The organism is Nocardioides sp. Z40_12 (assembly GCF_058215795.1).
The window spans coordinates 384,754-401,599 of the sequence record NZ_JBZAJA010000004.1 but is presented as its reverse complement, the minus strand read 5'-3'; the positions used below and the strand labels follow the sequence as shown (position 1 = coordinate 401,599).

Annotated in this window: 17 protein-coding genes; 7 read left to right on the top strand and 10 right to left on the bottom strand. The window is 73.1% G+C overall.

Annotated elements, in window-relative coordinates; genetic code table 11:
* Positions 1-50: 50 nt before the first annotated feature.
* A complete protein-coding gene (locus AC4BG9_RS10495) occupies positions 51-1,592 on the bottom strand; it encodes a S8 family peptidase (protein ID WP_490571041.1) in 1,542 nt (513 codons plus the stop codon).
* Positions 1,593-1,761: 169 nt separating this feature from the next.
* Between AC4BG9_RS10495 and AC4BG9_RS10490 the strand changes: the two genes are divergently transcribed.
* A complete protein-coding gene (locus tag AC4BG9_RS10490) occupies positions 1,762-2,454 on the top strand; it encodes an MOSC domain-containing protein (protein WP_490571040.1) in 693 nt (230 codons plus the stop codon).
* 29 nt (positions 2,455-2,483) lie between these two features.
* Here the strand turns inward: AC4BG9_RS10490 and AC4BG9_RS10485 are convergent, their stop codons facing one another.
* Positions 2,484-2,840, bottom strand: a complete 357-nt coding sequence (locus AC4BG9_RS10485; RefSeq protein ID WP_490571039.1) for a hypothetical protein — start codon at positions 2,838-2,840, stop codon at positions 2,484-2,486.
* A 240-nt stretch (positions 2,841-3,080) separates the two neighbouring features.
* Here AC4BG9_RS10485 and AC4BG9_RS10480 point away from each other — a divergent pair, with 240 nt between their 5' ends.
* Together AC4BG9_RS10480 and AC4BG9_RS10475 are read left to right on the top strand one after the other, a co-directional pair.
* Entirely contained in the window at positions 3,081-3,548 is a 468-nt protein-coding gene (locus AC4BG9_RS10480; RefSeq protein ID WP_490571038.1) for an SAM-dependent methyltransferase, read from the top strand.
* Between the two features lie 6 nt (positions 3,549-3,554).
* Positions 3,555-3,917: an MmcQ/YjbR family DNA-binding protein gene (locus AC4BG9_RS10475; RefSeq protein ID WP_490571037.1), complete on the top strand. Its 363-nt coding sequence runs from the start codon at positions 3,555-3,557 to the stop codon at positions 3,915-3,917.
* 26 nt (positions 3,918-3,943) lie between these two features.
* Here the strand turns inward: AC4BG9_RS10475 and AC4BG9_RS10470 are convergent, their stop codons facing one another.
* From AC4BG9_RS10470 to AC4BG9_RS10460, 3 genes are all read right to left on the bottom strand, one after another.
* Positions 3,944-4,318 carry a hypothetical protein gene (locus AC4BG9_RS10470; protein ID WP_490571036.1) on the bottom strand — a complete coding sequence of 125 codons (375 nt, stop codon included), beginning with the start codon at positions 4,316-4,318 and terminating at the stop codon, positions 3,944-3,946.
* A gap of 214 nt (positions 4,319-4,532) precedes the next feature.
* Positions 4,533-5,342 carry a DUF2510 domain-containing protein gene (locus tag AC4BG9_RS10465; protein WP_490571035.1) on the bottom strand — a complete coding sequence of 270 codons (810 nt, stop codon included), beginning with the start codon at positions 5,340-5,342 and terminating at the stop codon, positions 4,533-4,535.
* Between the two features lie 295 nt (positions 5,343-5,637).
* Positions 5,638-7,380, bottom strand: coding sequence for a M28 family metallopeptidase (locus tag AC4BG9_RS10460; protein WP_490571034.1), 1,743 nt, complete (start codon positions 7,378-7,380; stop codon positions 5,638-5,640).
* Positions 7,381-7,565: 185 nt separating this feature from the next.
* Between AC4BG9_RS10460 and AC4BG9_RS10455 the strand changes: the two genes are divergently transcribed.
* Positions 7,566-8,333: a DinB family protein gene (locus AC4BG9_RS10455; RefSeq protein ID WP_490571033.1), complete on the top strand. Its 768-nt coding sequence runs from the start codon at positions 7,566-7,568 to the stop codon at positions 8,331-8,333.
* On the opposite strand, the gene AC4BG9_RS10450 is transcribed toward AC4BG9_RS10455, so the two are convergent.
* The 3 genes from AC4BG9_RS10450 to AC4BG9_RS10440 all read right to left on the bottom strand — a co-directional run bounded on the left by AC4BG9_RS10450 (position 8,320) and on the right by AC4BG9_RS10440 (position 11,628).
* Positions 8,320-9,120, bottom strand: a complete 801-nt coding sequence (locus tag AC4BG9_RS10450; RefSeq protein ID WP_490571032.1) for an SRPBCC family protein — start codon at positions 9,118-9,120, stop codon at positions 8,320-8,322. The two genes, AC4BG9_RS10455 and AC4BG9_RS10450, sit on opposite strands and share 14 nt — an antisense overlap.
* Positions 9,117-9,728 carry an ArsR/SmtB family transcription factor gene (locus AC4BG9_RS10445; protein WP_490571031.1) on the bottom strand — a complete coding sequence of 204 codons (612 nt, stop codon included), beginning with the start codon at positions 9,726-9,728 and terminating at the stop codon, positions 9,117-9,119. The genes AC4BG9_RS10450 and AC4BG9_RS10445 overlap by 4 nt, the downstream gene beginning before the upstream one ends.
* Positions 9,729-10,038: 310 nt before the next feature.
* On the bottom strand, positions 10,039-11,628 hold the full coding sequence (locus AC4BG9_RS10440; protein ID WP_490571030.1) for a hypothetical protein: 1,590 nt from the start codon (positions 11,626-11,628) through the stop codon (positions 10,039-10,041).
* A 190-nt stretch (positions 11,629-11,818) separates the two neighbouring features.
* Between AC4BG9_RS10440 and AC4BG9_RS10435 the strand changes: the two genes are divergently transcribed.
* Both AC4BG9_RS10435 and AC4BG9_RS10430 read left to right on the top strand, forming a co-directional pair.
* Entirely contained in the window at positions 11,819-11,956 is a 138-nt protein-coding gene (locus AC4BG9_RS10435) for a hypothetical protein (protein ID WP_490571029.1), read from the top strand.
* 80 nt (positions 11,957-12,036) lie between these two features.
* A complete protein-coding gene (locus tag AC4BG9_RS10430; protein WP_490571028.1) occupies positions 12,037-12,729 on the top strand; it encodes a GAF and ANTAR domain-containing protein in 693 nt (230 codons plus the stop codon).
* Between the two features lie 17 nt (positions 12,730-12,746).
* On the opposite strand, the gene AC4BG9_RS10425 is transcribed toward AC4BG9_RS10430, so the two are convergent.
* Positions 12,747-14,273, bottom strand: coding sequence for a hypothetical protein (locus AC4BG9_RS10425; RefSeq protein WP_490571027.1), 1,527 nt, complete (start codon positions 14,271-14,273; stop codon positions 12,747-12,749).
* 132 nt (positions 14,274-14,405) lie between these two features.
* On the opposite strand from AC4BG9_RS10425, the gene AC4BG9_RS10420 reads away from it, so the two are divergent.
* Complete coding sequence (locus AC4BG9_RS10420; RefSeq protein WP_490571026.1) at positions 14,406-15,458, top strand: tocopherol cyclase family protein; 1,053 nt, start codon at positions 14,406-14,408, stop codon at positions 15,456-15,458.
* A 37-nt stretch (positions 15,459-15,495) separates the two neighbouring features.
* On the opposite strand, the gene AC4BG9_RS10415 is transcribed toward AC4BG9_RS10420, so the two are convergent.
* Positions 15,496-16,794: an oxygenase MpaB family protein gene (locus tag AC4BG9_RS10415; RefSeq protein WP_490571025.1), complete on the bottom strand. Its 1,299-nt coding sequence runs from the start codon at positions 16,792-16,794 to the stop codon at positions 15,496-15,498.
* Positions 16,795-16,846: the final 52 nt, after the last annotated feature.

The following is a 16,846-nucleotide window of genomic DNA, read 5'->3' as shown; positions in this document are numbered from 1 at the left end:
CGCCGACCCCCGAAGGGATCGACGCCGGTCGGCGTGCAGGGGATGCCGCGTCAGCTCACCGCGTCGAGGGCGTCGACCATGCCCTCACCGAAGTAGCTGTTGTCCGCGTCCGTGCCGACGCACGGCGCGCCCGCGGTGGTGGTGCCGCACGGCTTGTCGTCGGCCTGCGCGCGCAGCCGCTCGATCATCTGAGCCGGCGTGAGCCCGGGGTGGGCGGACTTCATCAGGGCCAGCACCCCGGCGACGTGCGGGGAGGCCATCGAGGTGCCGCTCTTGGTGCCGTAGCCGTTGTCGCGCACGATCGTGGAGAGGATGGTCGAGCCCGGGGCGGCCACGTCGATGGAGCCGAGGCCGCGGTTGGAGAAGCTGGACAGCCGGCTGTCCATGGTGCCGGCCGGGAACCGCTGCACCGAGGAGACGGTGACGACGCCGTCGAACTCGCCCGGCACCTTCTTGCAGGTGTCGTTGAGGGTCCGGGTGATCGGGGTGCTGTCGTTGGGTGCGCTGGTGTCGACGGTCTTGTTGGCCAGGTCGTAGGAGGAGTTGCCGGCGGCGGCGGCGTGCACGACGCCCCGGTCGGTCGACCAGGCGACGGCGCGGCGGACCGCCTCCATCGCGGCGTACTGGTCGGGCTGGTCGCCGCACCAGAACTGGAACGGGTCGACGTAGTAGCTGTTGTTCGTGACGTCCATGTTGCGCTGACCGGCCCACACGAAGCCGCAGACGGCGTACTCCGGGTAGATGTAGCCGTCGTCGTTGACGACCTTGACCGAGGCCATCCGCACGTTGGGGGCGACGCCGACGATGCCGACGCCGTTGCGGGCGGCGGCGATGGTGCCGGCCACGTGGGTGCCGTGGTCGCTGGTGGTGGGCGCCCACGCCTCGGGCGACTGGTCGGGCCGGCCGGCGTCGGCGCAGTTGACCGACTCGGAGACGTCGAGGTTGGCGACGAGGTCGGGGTGGTCGGCGTCGATGCCGGAGTCGAGGACGCCGACGAGCACGTTGCGGTTGCCCTCGGTGATCCGGTGGGCCTGGTCGGCCTTGATCATCTGCAGGTCCCACTGCTCGTTCTCACGCGGGTCGGCGACCGTGGCCACGGTCGCCTCGGCGCCGATGTCGCCGTTGGCGGGCTTCTTCCCCCCCTTCTTGTAGCCGGACGCGCCCGGGCCCCAGCTCACGCCCAGCTCGGACGGGGTGCCCTCGGAGACCGGGACGGTGCGGGTGGCGCCCACCGACTCCAGCTTGTTGCCCGCGGCCTTGCGGACGTCGTCGCGGAAGGAGGCGACGGCGGCGTGCGCGACGACGACGCCGATCTGCGGCCAGCTCTGGACGACGACCCCGCCGGCCTTCTCGACCGCGCGCTCGAGCTGCTTGGTGTGGCCCGGGTTGGCGTTGCGGGCGTTGAGCACGTAGCTGGACAGCACCCCGTCGGGGGTGGCGATCGGCACCGGCGTCGAGACGGGCTGGTCGGCGGCGGTGGGGGCGGCGCTGGCGCCGAGGTTGGCACCGGAGACCGCGACGAGCGCCGCGGCGAGAACTCCGGAGGTGGCGAGGGCGAGCGCAGGCATGCGCCGCATGGGCCGAGGGGCCATGGGGGATCCTTCCGAGTGGTGAGCGAGCGCCCGAGCGGACGCAGGGCGTCATCTTGCAACGCCGGGGTGAGCGGCGTCACTGGCGGGGTGCCACGCCCACGTCGCCGAGGAGTCGCTCACGCGGGCGCGGGCGGCGCCCTCCGGGTCCGGCTAGGGTCGAGGGGTGCAGATGAGGGTGGTCTCCCTTCGCCGCTACCCGGTCAAGTCGATGGGTGGCGAGTCGCTCCCTGCCGTGACGCTCGACCCCCGGGGGCTGGCGGGTGACCGCTGGTACGCCGTCGTGGACGCGGACGGCCACCTCGCGTCGGGCAAGGACAGCCGACGCTTCCGCCGGCACGACGAGGTCTTCGACTACGCGAGCAGCACGGCTGACTCCGGCGAGGTGCTGGTGACCGGCGGGTCGGGCAGGTGGATGGTCGGCGACCGGGCGCTCGACGGCGAGCTGAGCCGGGCCATGGGGGCCGATGTCCGGGTCCTGCCCGAGGGAGGCGTCCCGCACCAGGACGACGGTGCGGTGTCGCTGGTCGGCACGGCCACCCTCGACTGGTGCGCCGCCCGCTGGGGCATCGACCCCGACCCCCGCCGGCTTCGGGTGAACATCGTGTTCTCCTCGACCGAGCCGTTCATCGAGGAGCAGTGGGCGGGCACCACGATCACCGTCGGCGACGCGGCGCTCCGCGTCGTCGAGCGCATCCCGCGCTGCCGGATGATCGACGTCGCCCAGGACGGCGCGGCCGCGGACGGCCGGTGGCTCAAGCCGCTGGCCCAGGAGCGGGACATGTCGCTGGCGATGTACGCCGACGTCGCGGCGCCGGGGTCGATCAGCGTCGGCGACGAGGTGGTGCCGGGCGGCACGCGCTGAGCGGGGCCGGCGCTTCCGTCCGGGTCGCGCTACTCGATGCCCGCGGCCCTGTCGAGCTCCTGGAGCAGGTCGTGGGCGGCGGTCTCGGCCTGCTTGTGCCGCCACTCCGCGGCCCGGTAGATGCAGGCGATCAGGCCGCTGCGGTGGACGCGACGGAAGTCGCCGTAGACGAACGCGCAGCGCCCCTTCGTCCCGTCCTTCACGCCCACCCTGAGCCCGAGGTGCCAGGCGGCGTAGTCGCCCCAGCCGTGCCGCTCGAGGAAGGCGTTGCCGGCGTCCGCGTCGGGTTGCACGTCGCCCCAATCGCTGTCGAGGACGTACTGCCGGGCGGCGATCAGGTCGCGCGCCTTCGCGACCGCTGCTTCGTTGACCGCGTAGCGCGCCATGGGGACCTCGAGCTTCTCGACCGGACCGGGCTGCTCATCGTGGCACGAGGGAAGGGCCGAGCGCCCTCCCGAATCGTGGTGATGTGCCGCCGTCCGTCGTGGTCTGTCAGCCGACGCGAGGGCTTGGGCGAGTGCGGGCGCGAGACCGGCGGGAGATAGCGGCTTGACGAGGCGTTCGTGCGAGGACAACGTGGGTCTAGAGCGCACGCAGACCGTGCCACCGGACGAGAGGGCCCGACCATGCCCACCTTCGAGATCACCGCGATCGGCACGGTCCAGAACTCCCGCACCGACATCCAGGACTCCGACCACTGGGGCAAGGTCCGCAGCACGATCGTCGTCGACGAGCGGTTCGGTGACGCGTGCCTTCAGGGCCTGGACGGCTTCTCCCACGCCGAGGTGCTCTTCGTCTTCGACCGGATCCCCGAGGTCGACGGCCACCAGGAGCCGCGTCCCTACCGGGGAATCGTCCACCTCCCGCCGATGGGCGTCTTCGCCGGGCGCGGGCCTCGACGGCCCAACCGGATCGGCGTGAGCGTCTGCCGGATCGAGTCGGCCCGCGGCCGCGAGCTCACCGTCGTGGGGCTGGACGCCGTCGACGGCACACCGGTGATCGACCTCAAGCCGGTGATCGCCCAGTTCTTGCCAGACAACGCCCAGCAGCCGGACTGGGTCACGGCCGTGCTCTCGGACTACTTCAGAGCCTGAGACGACATGGCGGTGGTCGACGACGTACGGCATCTCGGCTCCGAGCTCGAGCGCTCGTACGAGGTCTACGTGCACCGGCGGCTGAAGTTCCGGGTCGGCCAGCTCGTCTACGTCGCCTTCTCCCTGGACGAGACGGTGATCGGGTTCGCGTTCCCCCGGGAGGAACGGCCGGCGCTCGTCGCGAGCGACCCGAAGAAGTTCCGGATGCCCTCGCAGGGCGACCTGTGGTTCAACTGGGTCGAGGCCGACCTGGCGGCACTGGACCCGGGCGAGGCGAGGGAGCTCGTGGTCGACGCGTGGCGGATGGTCGTGCCGCAGAAGCTGTCTCGCGCCTACGACCTCACCCATCCCGACGGCCCGGGTGCGTAGCACTTCCGACGACGACGGCGCCGCTCCTAGCCGACGGCGACCACGAAGACCACGTCGTCCGGCTCGGCCGGGTCGGTGCCGAGCACGGTCACCCGGTGGGTGCCGGGCTCGACGCCGATGGCGTCGTACTCACGCCCGTGGACGTCGCGGACGGCCAGCTGGCCCTCGGACTCCAGCTCGAAGTCGCCCAGGTGGTCGAGGTCGTGCCGGTCGACGATCGCGGACTCGGTCGAGGGCACGACCTGCACCTGGACCGCCCCGAGCTGGGTGTCGCGCAGGCCGACCGCGAGGCAGTCGCGGGTGGCCACGACGTTGGCGTCGCCGAACGTGGTGGGCGGGGTGAAGTCCTCCCGCCCGACGAGCAGGACCACCGGATAGCTGGGACGGATCTGGGTGCTCACGGCGTCAGCATCGCAGTGCCCACCGACACGCCACGGGCGCCGGGTCCCGCCGCCTGGGCTGCGGTGCGCACCCCCGCACACCGACCGGGCGCGGTCGCTTCCCGCTGCCGAGACCGTGGGGACGGACCCGGAGACCTGGCGCTGGGTGCTCGAGGTGGTGACCTGTGCGGCCGGGGCGCTCGAGGCGCCGGTGACTTCCGGCTGAGGGGCCTCGTCAGCCGACCGGGTCGGTGATCACGATGGCGCGCTCCCGAAGCACCGGGGCGTGCACCTCGCTGACCTGCCCGAAGACGATCGCGTCCTCCACCTGCGTGAAACGGCCCAGCGCCTCGCGCGACTCGATGACCTGGGCGGCGACGTCCGGGGGCAGTCCGCAGACGGCACTCAGCTGCTGGGCGCTGACCTCGTTGAGGTCGATCAGGCCGCCGTCGTCGTAGCCGTGCCGTGACTCCGGGCGGCCGATCCCGAGCTCGCGTGCCATCAGCGGGTCCCGCGCGGCGAGCTGGCGCGCCTCGGCCCTCCGGCGACGGGCCTCCTCGACGGCTGCCATCGCGCCGGCGTTGCCGACCGGCGGGGCCGAGACGACCCGCGGGAGGTAGACCTCGCGGCGGAGGCCGATGAGCAGGATCGTCGCGACGAGCATCACCGCGAGCGCCATCATTCCGCCCGCGTCGGCGGCCCAGCCGGTCGGTGTGCCCTCGGCGTCCTCGGGCGAGGTGCCCAGCAGGATGAAGGACACGAGACCTGCCGCGGCGAAGGCCGCGCCGACCTTGCGCAGGTGGGGCCGGTCCAACCGGGAGGCCGCGTGGAAGAACGGCACCGCCGAGAACAGGCCGGCGGAGGCGATCGTGAGGACGAAGTACCACCACCCGCGCCCTCCCTTGGCCGGGGCAGCCGGCGCCGGAGGCGGCGGAGGAAGGAGCGCAGGGGCGGCGCGCTGCGCCGTCCAGGCCGTCCCGTCCCAGTAGCGCTGCTTGGATCTGTCGACCGGATCCGGGTACCACCCGGCAGCGTGCGTGCTCATCCTGCTCCCCCCAGTGTCGCCTGCCCGTGAGGTTAGCCGGAGGGCTCGCGCGAGACCGAACAAGCAGGCCGACCCGCGTCAGTCGGCGGCGCCCTCACGGCCGTCACCTACCGCGACGCGGGGGCCGTCACCGACCCGGCCGAGGCCGACCAGGTGATGTGGGGGCAGGTGGCCTCCGCCTCCGCCGAGCTGGGTGCTCGACGTGACCGCGCCCGGCACGTGGTCGGCGGAGACCCCCTGACGAAGGACGCCCCTGCACCCGATGCGCGTCGGGTGCAGGGGCGTCCGGTCTCGCTCAGCGGCGTATGCGCTGGTGTCCTCGCCACGGGTAGCTGGCCCCGGCCCTCGCCTTGCTCTTCGACTTGCCGCTGTGGTGACCACCGCGGGTGCCGAACGGGTCCTTCGAGGCGCCGAAGTAGTACACGGCATAGCTGGCCGCGTCCGACATCTCGTCCAGGCCCTGCAGCGCCCCGCCGGCCAGCTGCCGCTGGGCGGCGCGCTTGGCGGCGTCGTCACCCTCGGGCGCCAGACCCTCGGCGTCCAGCGGCGGCACCCCGGTGAACAACGTGTTCAGGTTGTCGCAGAGCTGGTGGTAGCAGGGGTCGTACCAGGAGCCGGCCGCGCCGCCGTACTCCTGGGCCTGCTCGGGCGTCTTGATGCCCTCGGCGCCGGCGAAGACACCGCCCGCGGGGATCCCGCGGAGGGTGAAGCCCACGTAGTCCGAACGGCCGTCGAACGGCACCCGGTCGCTGGTCAGCCCCTGGGAGCGGAACCAGTCGTCGTGCACCTGCTCGACCTTGCCCGAGCCCTCGGGCCCGGCCGGGTTGCCGGGGGCGGCGTTGCCGTCACCGTCGTAGACGAACCGGACGTAGTTCGACGAGGCGAGCATGTCGTAGTCGAGCATCACGTCGATCTTGTCCACCTCGGCGTCGCTGAGGCCGAACGCGTACTCGATCGACCCGACCAGGCCGTTCTCCTCGGCTCCCCAGAAGCCGAAGCGGATCTTGTTGCGCAGCCGGTGCCGGCCCTCACTGAGCTCCTCGGCCTGGGCGAGCAGCGTCGCCACCCCCGAGCCGTCGTCGTTGATGCCCGGCCCCGCGGGCACGGAGTCGAGGTGCGCACCGACCACGACCACGTGGTTCGGGTCGCCGCCGCGGGTCTCGGCGATCACCTGGGGCAGGAAGCGGTCGGTGAAGGTGCCGTAGACCTTGAGGTCGACCGTCGGGTTCTCGCCCGCCTTGTAGGCCTGGAGCAGCTCGTTGCCCACCCTGTAGCTCGAGACCACCGCCGCGATCGTCGCGGGGACGTCGGGCAGGTTGTCGACGAAGACCGGGTTCTGCCGCTCCGGGGTGTTGCCCTCGTTGTAGATGATCACCCCGGTGGCGCCGGCCGCCTGGGCCAGCGCCCACTTGTCGACGAACGCGCAGGTGCCGCGCTGGACGAGCGCGACCTTGCCCTCCACCCCGGCGTAGTCCGCGGCCGCGCAGCCGCTGGTCGAGCCGCCGGTGGGCGGGTCGAGGATGCCGCCGACCGGGAAGACCGGCGCGCCCGTGAGCTCGACCGTGGGGGAGTTGGCCATCGTGATGAAGTCGACCGACGGCGAGTTGTCGTCCTCGGCGTCACCCGGGGTGTACGTCGTCGGGGTCGGGGAGACCTGGTTGAGCACCGGCGGCTGCGTCTCCTCCCAGATCGGGTAGTTGAACTGGTCGATGCGCACCCGCAGACCCGCGTCGCGGAGCGTGTCGACCACGTAGTCGATCGACTCCTGGTAGCCGGGGGAGAACACCTCGCGGGTGTCGTCGTTTAGCGACGCGATCCGCTGGAGCGCGATCTGGTGCTCGGTGATCTCCGACAAGGAGACCCCGCGCACGAACCTTCTCGCCGACGGGTCGCGGGGAGTGACGCCGTGCTTCGACGCCTTGGAGGCACTGACCTGGGGCCGGTCGGGACCTGCGGTGGCAGTTCCGGACGACACGGTCACCCCGGCGAGCAGGACGCCGGTCGCGCCTGCCGCCACCAGCTTGGACGCTGTGTTCATGGGCTTCTCCTGGGAGCAGCCGACGAACGGGTTCGGCGCCGTGCCGAGCGGTCGGCCGCCTTCCGACTCTACGAGCGCGAGGGCCGCCCAGGGTGTGCCTCAAATTGATGATCTTGATCAAAGATCAACAGGTGGGCCAGGGCTTTCCCGGACGCGGCGACGGGCGTCGGCGCCATGATGGGGCGATGACGACGTACTCAGGCACGGACGAGTTCGCCGGCGCGACCTTCCTGCGCGCCAGCCTCAAGGGAGCCACCCTGCGCTTCTCCGACGTCAGCGGCGTGACCATGCGCGGTGTCGACGTGGACGGCCTCGACATCGACAGCCACGACCTCTTCTTCGGCAGCCTGTTGGTCAACGGCGTCGACGTGGTGCCGTTCGTCGAGGCCGAGCTGAACCGGCGGTTCCCCGGCCGCGAGCTGCAGAAGGCCCAGACCCCCGAGGGACTGCGTGAGGGCTGGGTCGCCGTACAGGCCGCCTGGGCGGAGACGGTGGCCGGTACGCCGCCGGAGCTGGTCGACGCCCACGTGGAGGACGAGTGGTCCCTCGTGCAGACGCTGCGCCACCTGGTCCTGGCGACCGACGCCTGGCTGGGCGGCGGGATCCAACGGGTCGACCAGCCCTTCCACGAGATCGGCCTGGTCTTCACCGGAGCCGAGCGGATGGGCTTCGACACCTCCGTCTTCCGCGCCGACCCGCCCTCCTACGACGAGGTCCTGGCCGTGCGCGGCGAGCGGCAGCAGCGCGTCACCGACTTCCTGGCGACGGTCACGCCCGAGCAGCTCGCCGAGGAGCGCGACGACCCGTGGGGTAGCGACGACTGGCACCCCACCGTCGGCGACTGCGTCCGGGTGATCCTGGAGGAGGAGTGGGCGCACCTGCGCTACGTCCGCCGCGACCTGGCGAAGCTCGCCGAGCAGTCGGCCGGGGCCGCTGGGGTCAGGACGAGCTGACCGCCAGCCCCTCCAGCCACTCCCGCCAGGCCGGCTCCTCGCGCTTGGTGTAGTCGGCCGCCTCGTCGGAGAACAGGTAGGCGCGCACGCCGGCGGTCGCCGAGCCGGCGGCCTCGGCGTAGTCGAAGACGTAGACGCTGAGCAGCCCCGGAACCGAGCCGGTGAGCCGGAGCATCGCCATCCGCACCCCGAGCCGCTCGACGACGCCGGGCACGCCGCGCACGTCGACGGCCGCACCCACGGGGCCCAGCCCCAGCTCGTCGTGCAGCCGGGCCCAGAGGGCGTCGGCGTCGCCGGGCAGCTCGACGCCGACCTCCAGCTGGGTCGCCTCCTGGCCGGGGAAGTGGGTCAGGTAGAGCCGCAGGTTGTCGAAGAAGGGCTTCCAGTTGAGCCCCATGTCGTCCCAGAACTCCGACTCCCAGTCGGCTCCGGTGCCGAACCCGCTGGTGGTCACCCGGACCACGCAGGTGCCGCCGGAGCGGGCCTCGACCAGGAACTCCGAGGTCATCGGGCTGAGCTCGTCGGGCTTCTTGCCCATCAGCGCCGCCCAGTCCTCGTCGTAGACGAGGCGGTGGGGCGGCTCCCAGGCGGTGACGTGGCCGTCGGAGCCCATCTCGGGGCCCATGGTGAAGTGCACCGCACCGCCCTCGCGCTCCTCCAGCTCGGTGGGCAGGAACCAGGCGCTGATGCCCTTGGCGGTGGCGACGGCCTCCCAGACCTGCTCGGGAGTGCCGGGCACCTCGATGCTGAACTCGAGGCGGTAGGGGACGTCGGGGGTGGCGGTCATGGCTTCTCCTGGGTGCTGGTCTCTGTGGTGTTCTCGGTGCTCTCGGGCAGGGGGTGGGCGGCGACGATGAGCCGGTGGGGGCGCCCGTCGTCGTGGTGGTAGCGCGCGGCCAGGTCGAGCACCGCGGCGGTGAGCTCGTCGGCGAAGGTGGCCCGGTCCTCGGCGGAGCGGAAGCCGATCCGGGTGTCGATGGTCAGCGTCGGCAGCCGCTTGCCGGAGGCGCCGGCCCGGCGGGCCAGTGCGCCGACCTCGCGGACCAGCCGACCCGCCAGCGCGACGAGGTAGCCGGCGGAGAGGTGGTCGCCGTTGGCGTCCGGGTCGGCGGCCGAGGCGCTGACCGCCGCCGGCGAGACGACGTACGACGCGGCGGAGGCGCGCAGCACCCGCTCGGTGATGCCGCCGTGGCGCCGCTCCTCGGCCAGCTCGACCAGCCCGTGGGCCTCCAGCGCCTTGAGGTGGTAGTTGACCTTCTGGCGTGCGATGCCCACCCGGGCGGCCAGCCCGGCCGCCGAGGCGGGCTCGGCCAACTCGGCGAGCAACCGGGCTCGCACCGGGTCGAGCGCGACGGACGCCGCCTCGGGTGCCTCGATGACCTCGATGTCCTGCATGTCTCCAGCGTGGCCCTGACAAGATTTCTTGTCAAGGGTTTGTGCGGGCTGGAGGTCACCCCGTGACCCTGAGGCCGCGCAAACCCAGGACTCGCGAGCCTCAAGATCAAGAAGGGCAGGGTCGAGGGGACGTGGACGGACTACATGGGGTCGGACACGACGGTCTTCACCCGGCTCGTGATGAGGTTCCGGCCGGGGCGGCCGGTCGTCGGCCGGGTCCAGGTCTCCGTCAGCTGGTGCGAGTCCGGGGGCACGTCGGGCTGGGCCGGCCAGCGCCTGACGGGCCGTCCCCGTCGGCTTGGAGGGTGGCTCAGCCCTGCTTGCAGCGCCGGGTGACCTCGGCGTCGCAGTGGTCCCGCCCGCCGCCACCCCCGTCGGCGCGGTCGCGGCCGGGGCCGCCGACGAGCCGGTCGCCGCGATCGTGGTCGGAGCCACGCAGCACGTCCCGCCCGGGACCACCCAAGCCCACGAGCCGGCGCGGTGAGCGGCGGGGTCCGTCGAGCCGGATCCGGTCAGCGCCGCTGCCCCCGCGCACCACCACGTCGTGGCCCACGCCGGTCAGCCGGTCGGGTCCGGGGCCGCCGTCGAGCCGCACGACCCGCCCCCTGCCCCAGGCGGCGTCGGCGCCGCCCCGCCCGCGGAAGGTCACCCGGTCGCCCGCCACTCCCACGGTGTCGGCTCCGGGCGTGCCGAGCACCAGCACGCGGTCGCTCCGCGCCTGGTTGTCCACCAGCAGATCCTCGAACCCCTCGAACGGCGTGGTCGTGCCGTCGCAGGTCGACCGACTCGCCATCCGGATGGTCAGGGTCCGGCACGAGACCCGGGCGGCGAAGGTGTCGGTGCCCGGCCCTCCGTCCGCGGAGCGGACCTGCACCAGCTCCTCGTCGCGGTAGGGACTCCGCCGTCCCAGCCGGTCCTCGCCGCCGCCCAGCCGGACGTCGCCGAAGCGGCCGTTGGGGAACGCCACCACCTCGTCGGCGTCCGAGCCGACGAACGACACCGGGTAGGGCCACTGCGGCACGCTGTCCCCTCCCGGCACGTCCTCGTCCAGTCCCAGCTCGAACGTGCGGACGTGCCCCGTCCAGGTCATCACCTGCGCGTCGCCGACGGTGGCGCGGCGGGCGGCGTTGTCGATCAGCAGTTCCCCGCACGGCAACGGGTCGCCCTCGCCCGGGTAGGGCAGGTAGAGCGCGGCCGTGGAGGCGGCGGAGAAGTCGAGGCGACCCTCGGGAGCCATCGCGCCCCGGTAGTGCACGACCGCCGACCCGGGGCCGAAGGTGATCTCGTCGCCGTTGAGCTCGCCGAGGGGTGCTGCGGAGTGGACGGTGTCGAGCGGGAGGTCGCCGGAGGAGAGCTCGAGTTCCTCGGGGGGTGTCGTGCGCCCTCCGCCCATGGAGATCACGTCCCGCTGCCCGCCCGCCGGCGGCCGCCCGAGGTCGTCCTCCTCGTCGCCGTCGGCGTACACGACCTCGACCATCGCGGCGCCGCCGGTGAACGTGTCGTTCCCGGTGCCCAGGAAGACCGTCACCCGGCCCTCGCCTGTCACGGCCTCGTTGACGACGACGTCGTCGCCGGCGCCGCCGTGGACGTACCCGACCCGGCCGATCGGGTCCCGGCCGTTCACGGCGCGGGGGAGGGCCAGGCAGAGGGTGTCGTTCCCGCCCAGCGCGTCGAAGCCGTTCCAGCTCTCGGGGGTCATGGCGACCACGTCGTCGCCCTCGGTTCCCTTGGTGACCTCGGTCGTGGCGACGATCGTCACCGGCTTGCCCAGGCAGGTCGAGGCCACCGTCGCACCGGCCGGGGCGAGCGCCGCGCCGAGCGCGAGCATGGGGACGGCGGCCGCGAGCGCGACCGCCGGGAGGAGGACACGCTCGGCCAGGTCGTTCAGGGTCCCCGTCATGGCGAGAGGCTAGCGGTCGGGCTCCGGGTCAGGAGGCCGGTGACGCGCATTCTGCGCACGTTCGGCATGCGCCCCCGGCCGCGGGGGTACGCAGCCGCGCGCCTCGAGCCAGCGGGCACATCGTGGATCCCACCTCGAGGAGTCAGCACATGCCCGCCTGCACCAGCCACCACCCCGTCAAGGGGCGTCGATGAGCCTCTACCCCCGGTCGGTGGCCGACTTCCTGGTCCTCCTCGTCGCGACGCTGACCGGCCCTCGCGGCAGGTCGCACTCGGCGTCTCGCCCCGCTCACGCGGAGGATGTGTCCGAGGTGTCCGTCGTGGTGTGAGCGCAGGCGTGCCGCGGGGCGTCACACCTGGAGCGGAGGCAATTTTGCGCCCGCGCTCCGGCGGCAGTCATGATGCGACCATGGCCGACGACGACGACTTCAACCGGGAGCTGGCTGCCGCTGCGCGCGGCATGCAAGGCGAGGACAGCAGCCAGCAGGCGATGGAGCGGGCGGTGACGATCGCCACCGAGATCCTGCCCGGTTGCGAGGCCGCAGGCGTCTGCGTCGTCCACCGCGGCGAGCGGGTCGACACCCACGCCACGAGCACCGACGCGCTTCGCCGGGTCGACGCGCTGCAGCACGAGCTGGCGGAGGGTCCGTGCATCGACGCGTTGCAGGAGCACGACACGGTGGTCAGCGACAACCTCGCCACCGACGCGCGGTGGCCCCGATGGGGGACTCGCGTCGCCGAGGAGTCCGGATACCTCAGCATCGTCAGCTACCGCCTGTTCTCCACGGGCAACAGCCTCGGCGCGCTGAACCTCTACGGCACGGAGAAGTCAGCCTTCAGCAGCGACGACATCAACGACGGCATCGCGCTGGCCGCGCACGTCGGGGTCGCCCTGGCCGGCGCGCAGGAGGTCGAGAACCTGGAGAAGGCGCTCGTGAGCCGGACGATCATCGGCCAGGCCACCGGCATCCTGATGGAGCGCTTCGACCTGACCGCGGACCGAGCGTTCGGCGCCCTCACCCGGATGTCGCAGCAGCGGAACGTGAAGCTGCGCAAGGTGGCCGAGCAGATCCTGGAGACGCGGGCGCTGCCCCACGACTAGGGGCGCGCGGCCGCTGGTCAGCCGCGCTCGCAGCGTCGGGTGACCTCGGCGTCGCAGTGGTCGCGGGCGCCTTCGCGTCCGTCGGCACTGTCACGCCCGGCGCCGCCGACCAGTCGGTCGCCGTGCTCGTCGGTCGCCCCGCGCAGCTCGTCCGGGCCAGGACCGCCCAGGGCGACCCGGCGGAACGACGAGGCGGGAAGGCGTTTCATGCTCGCGCCGGACTCGAGCCTGAGGCGGTCGGCGCCGCCCTGCCCCCGCAGCACGACGTTCACGCCGCGGGCGCCGAGGATGTCGGCTCCCGGACCTCCCTCGACCCGGACGGTCCGGCCCCCGGCGAACGCCCGGTCGGCCCCGTCCCGTCCGCGGAACGTCACCCGCTCCGCGGTGGCGACGACGTGGTCGTCGGCGTCGGTCCCGACAACGACCAGGACGCCGTTCTTCGCCATGTTGCTGACGTAGACGTCGTCGAAACCGGTGAACGCGATGGTGCCCTCGTCGCACGTCATCCGGGTCGCGACGCGGACCGTGAGGTGCCCGCACCCCCGCCGGAAGTAGAGGCGGTCCCGGCCGGGACCGCCGTCGAGGGAGCGCACCCGGTACCAGGCGCGGGACCCGCCCGCCACGCTGTCGTCGCCGCCTCCCAGCCGCACGTCGCGGTAGCCGCCGGAGGTCAGCCAGAGGTGCTCGTCGGCGTCGGAGCCCACGAAGGAGACGGCGCTCTGCCACGACGCGGCTCGCTGCTCGCCGAGATCCCACGAGCGGACCGGACCCGTCCACGCCAGCACCTGGACGCCGTTCAGGGTGGCGCGTCCGGCGACGGCGTCGATCACGAGCTCGCTGTCGCTGCCCGGGGTCGACGCGGCCGGGACGGCCGGGAGGACCAGCCGGGTCGAGGTGGCCGCGGAGACGTCCAGGCGCCCCGACGGGGCCATCGCGCCGCGGTATTCGACCCTCGCGCCGCCGGGCCCGAAGGTGAGGTCGTCGGCGTTCAGCCCGTCGACGGGTGGGACGGACCAGACCGTGTCCTCGCCCGCCGCCGCCCGCCGGGGGGCGCCCCCCATGTCGATCACGTCGCGCTGGCTGCCCGCCGGTGCCGTGACGGCGTCCCCCGACTCGTCGGAGTCTGCGAAGACCTCCTCGACCATCGGGGCGCCGGTGAACGTGTCGTCGCCCTCGCCGAGGTAGACCGTCATCATGGGGTCGGACGGGTCGGCGCGCGACTCGTTGACCACCACGTCGTCGCCGGGCCCGGCGTTCACCAGGCCGAACGAGCCCGACCCCTCCCGGGAGCGGCCGACGGCCAGGCAGATGGTGTCGTCGCCGCCCGGGGCGTCGAACGTCTCCCACGCCCCGGGCGTCATCGCCACCACGTCGTCGCCCTCGGTGCCGGTGGTGACCTCCGTCGTGGCGACGATCGTCACCGCCTTGCCCTGGCAGGTCGTCGCGGCGCTCGCGGCGGCCGGCGCGTGCGCCCCCGCGAGAGCGAGACCGGGGACGACGGTCGCCAGTGCGACCGTCGCGGACCAGACAAGACGTGCACGCATCACTCAGGACCCCCGCGGTGCTTCGTGTCGAGCCGTCGTCCCCGTCGTACGGCGGCTCCACATCCGACCACACCCGCGCGGGCCCGGCAAGGATCCCGGGCTGCAGTCCGCCGGGGCTGCCATAGTGCGGGGATGCGGATCTCAGGACCAGTGGCGGCGGTACGGCGGGCCTATCGGGCGAGCGGGGCCGACCGGCCCTTCGGCGACCCGCTGCCCGCGCACGACGTGGCGATGGAGGGCTACTTCTGGCGGTTCACCGACCCGGACTCGGGGCGGGTCCTGATCACCCTCAACGGGGTGAACCGGGCCGCCGACGGGGTCTGGTCGACGATCGGTCTCGCGGCGCACCCCCACGGCTTCCTGCGGACGGTGGCTCACCCGACCGGCGCAGCCGGTGTGGACGCGCTGGGCGTCTTCTCCGGGGAGGCGTTCCACGGGACCCCCGACGGCGTCCGCGTCGACCTCGGACCGCAGGCTCAGCTCGAGGTGACCGTCAGTGACGCCACCCCGTGGCCCCGGCGCAGCTTCGGCGGGTCGAGCGTCTTCCAGGCCGTGCCGGGGCTCAACCAGTACTGGCACCCGTGGCTCCTCGGCGGCACCGCGCACGGCAAGGCGGTCGTCGGGGACGAGACCTGGGAGCTCGACGGCTGGTCGGTCTACGCGGAGAAGAACTGGGGGAAGGGCGGCTTCCCCGACTCGTGGTGGTGGGGGCAGGCGCAGGGCTTCGCCGAGCCGTCGGTCTGCGTGGCCTTCGCGGGCGGAGAGGTGAGCGCCGGACCGCTGCGCACCACGGTGACGGCGGTCGTGGTCCTCCTCCCCGACGGGCGGCTCCTCCGGCTGGGCGACCCGGTGGTCTCCCCGGTCCGCGCGGAGGTCACCGACGAGCGCTGGCTGCTGCGCGGGCGCAGCGCCCAGTGGGCGGTCGAGATCGAGGGGATCGGCAGCCTGGCCCAGGCACACGTGCTCCCGGTCCCGCTGCCGGCCGAGCGACGCAACATCGCCGGCGCCATCGAGCACCTCGGGGCGAGCATGCGGGTCTCGGTACGACGTCGGGGGCGCCTGGTCTGGCAGGGCGAGTCCCAGCTCGCCGCGCTCGAGCACGGCGGCATCGACCGGGCGCAGGCCGAGGTGGCCCGCCGTGGCCACGGCCCCGACGCGGTGGACGCCCCGCCGCTGAGCCGCTAGTCGCCGGTGCCGTTGGCAGGGCTCTGAGCGGGCGGTGTCAGGCGGGGACCTGTGCGGTGTACTCCGGGTGCCCGTAGCCGCGGAGCCGGCGACGCAGCGTCGCCACCACGTAGCGGTCGGTGACCTTGGAGAGGACCCGGACGCCGGAGATCCGGCGGACCAGCAGCACCCGGCCGATCAGGAACGGCAGCATCACCGAGGCCCGGAGCTGGTCGGCCCGGGTCACGTGGACGCCCATCCGGGCGGCCCGGTCGAAGTCGCCCTGGAGGAAGGCCTTCACGAAGGTGATGGTCGCGAAGCTGCGCTCGAACTGCTCGACGATCCGGCCCCAGCGGCCCGCGTCGGGGTGGAGCCGGGCGGCCAGGGTGGAGCGGACCAGCGCCCCGCAGGTCTCGTCGTCGAAGGAGCTGCGCAGGGTCGCGGCGCGCGCCTTGAAGACCCGGATGACCCCTTTCGGGTCCTCGGGCAGCAGCTCGGCGGGCAGGCCGAGCAGGAAGCAGCGGTAGCGCGCCAGCTCGATCATCGCCCGCTCGCGCGTGTCGAACTCATCCCGGCCGGCCTTCACCGCCTTGACGGAGATGAGGAAGCTGCTGATCAGCCCCGCCGGCATCTGGTCGACCTGGGGGATGGGGGTGCCGTGGGTGGCGTGGTTCCACTTGCCCGACCGCAGCGCGTGCACGCGGACGGTGGAGTGCATGAGCCGCACCATGGCGGCCGCCTCGAAGCCGGGGCCGCGGCGGTCGGTCCCGCCGGGCAGCACGGTCGCGGCGAAGAACGACGCGGTCTCCTTCACCCGGCGTGCCGAGGTCTCGCCGGTCAGCGCGCCGGTCAGCGCCATCGGCAGCGCGGCGTAGGCGTTGAGGAAGGTGGCCAGGAACGCGCCGCGGATCACGAAGGGCGTCACCAGGGCGGCGTCGATCCGCTCCCAGCGGGCGCCCTCCTCGAGGAGGGTGGGGTCGATCCACGCGGGTCGCTCCTCCATCGCGGCCATCAGCGCGCGCAGCTGCGGCGGGGCGTCGGGCACGGCGTCGACGCCCTCGCGGCACGCCGTCTGGAGCATGGTGATCAGGCCCCGCATCCCGTGCTCCGGCAGGAGCATGGCGTAGGCGTCGGCGACGGCGTCCCCCAACCGGGTGGCGGTCACCATCAGGTCCATCAGCTCGGTGTCGGCGAGCAGCTCGGCGCGGTCCGCGCCCTCGACGTCGTCCAGGTCGTTGGGATCGTCGAGCCCCAGCGCGAGGCGCTCGGGCAGGTGCTCGGGGTCGAAGGCGGCGTACAGGGCAGGGAGCAGCTCCCGCTGCCGCAGGACTCGCTGCGACAGTGCCTGCTGCGTCATGGCCGCTCCTCCCGGTCGGTGCGCTCCAGCCTAGGGGGAGGCAGGGCATCGT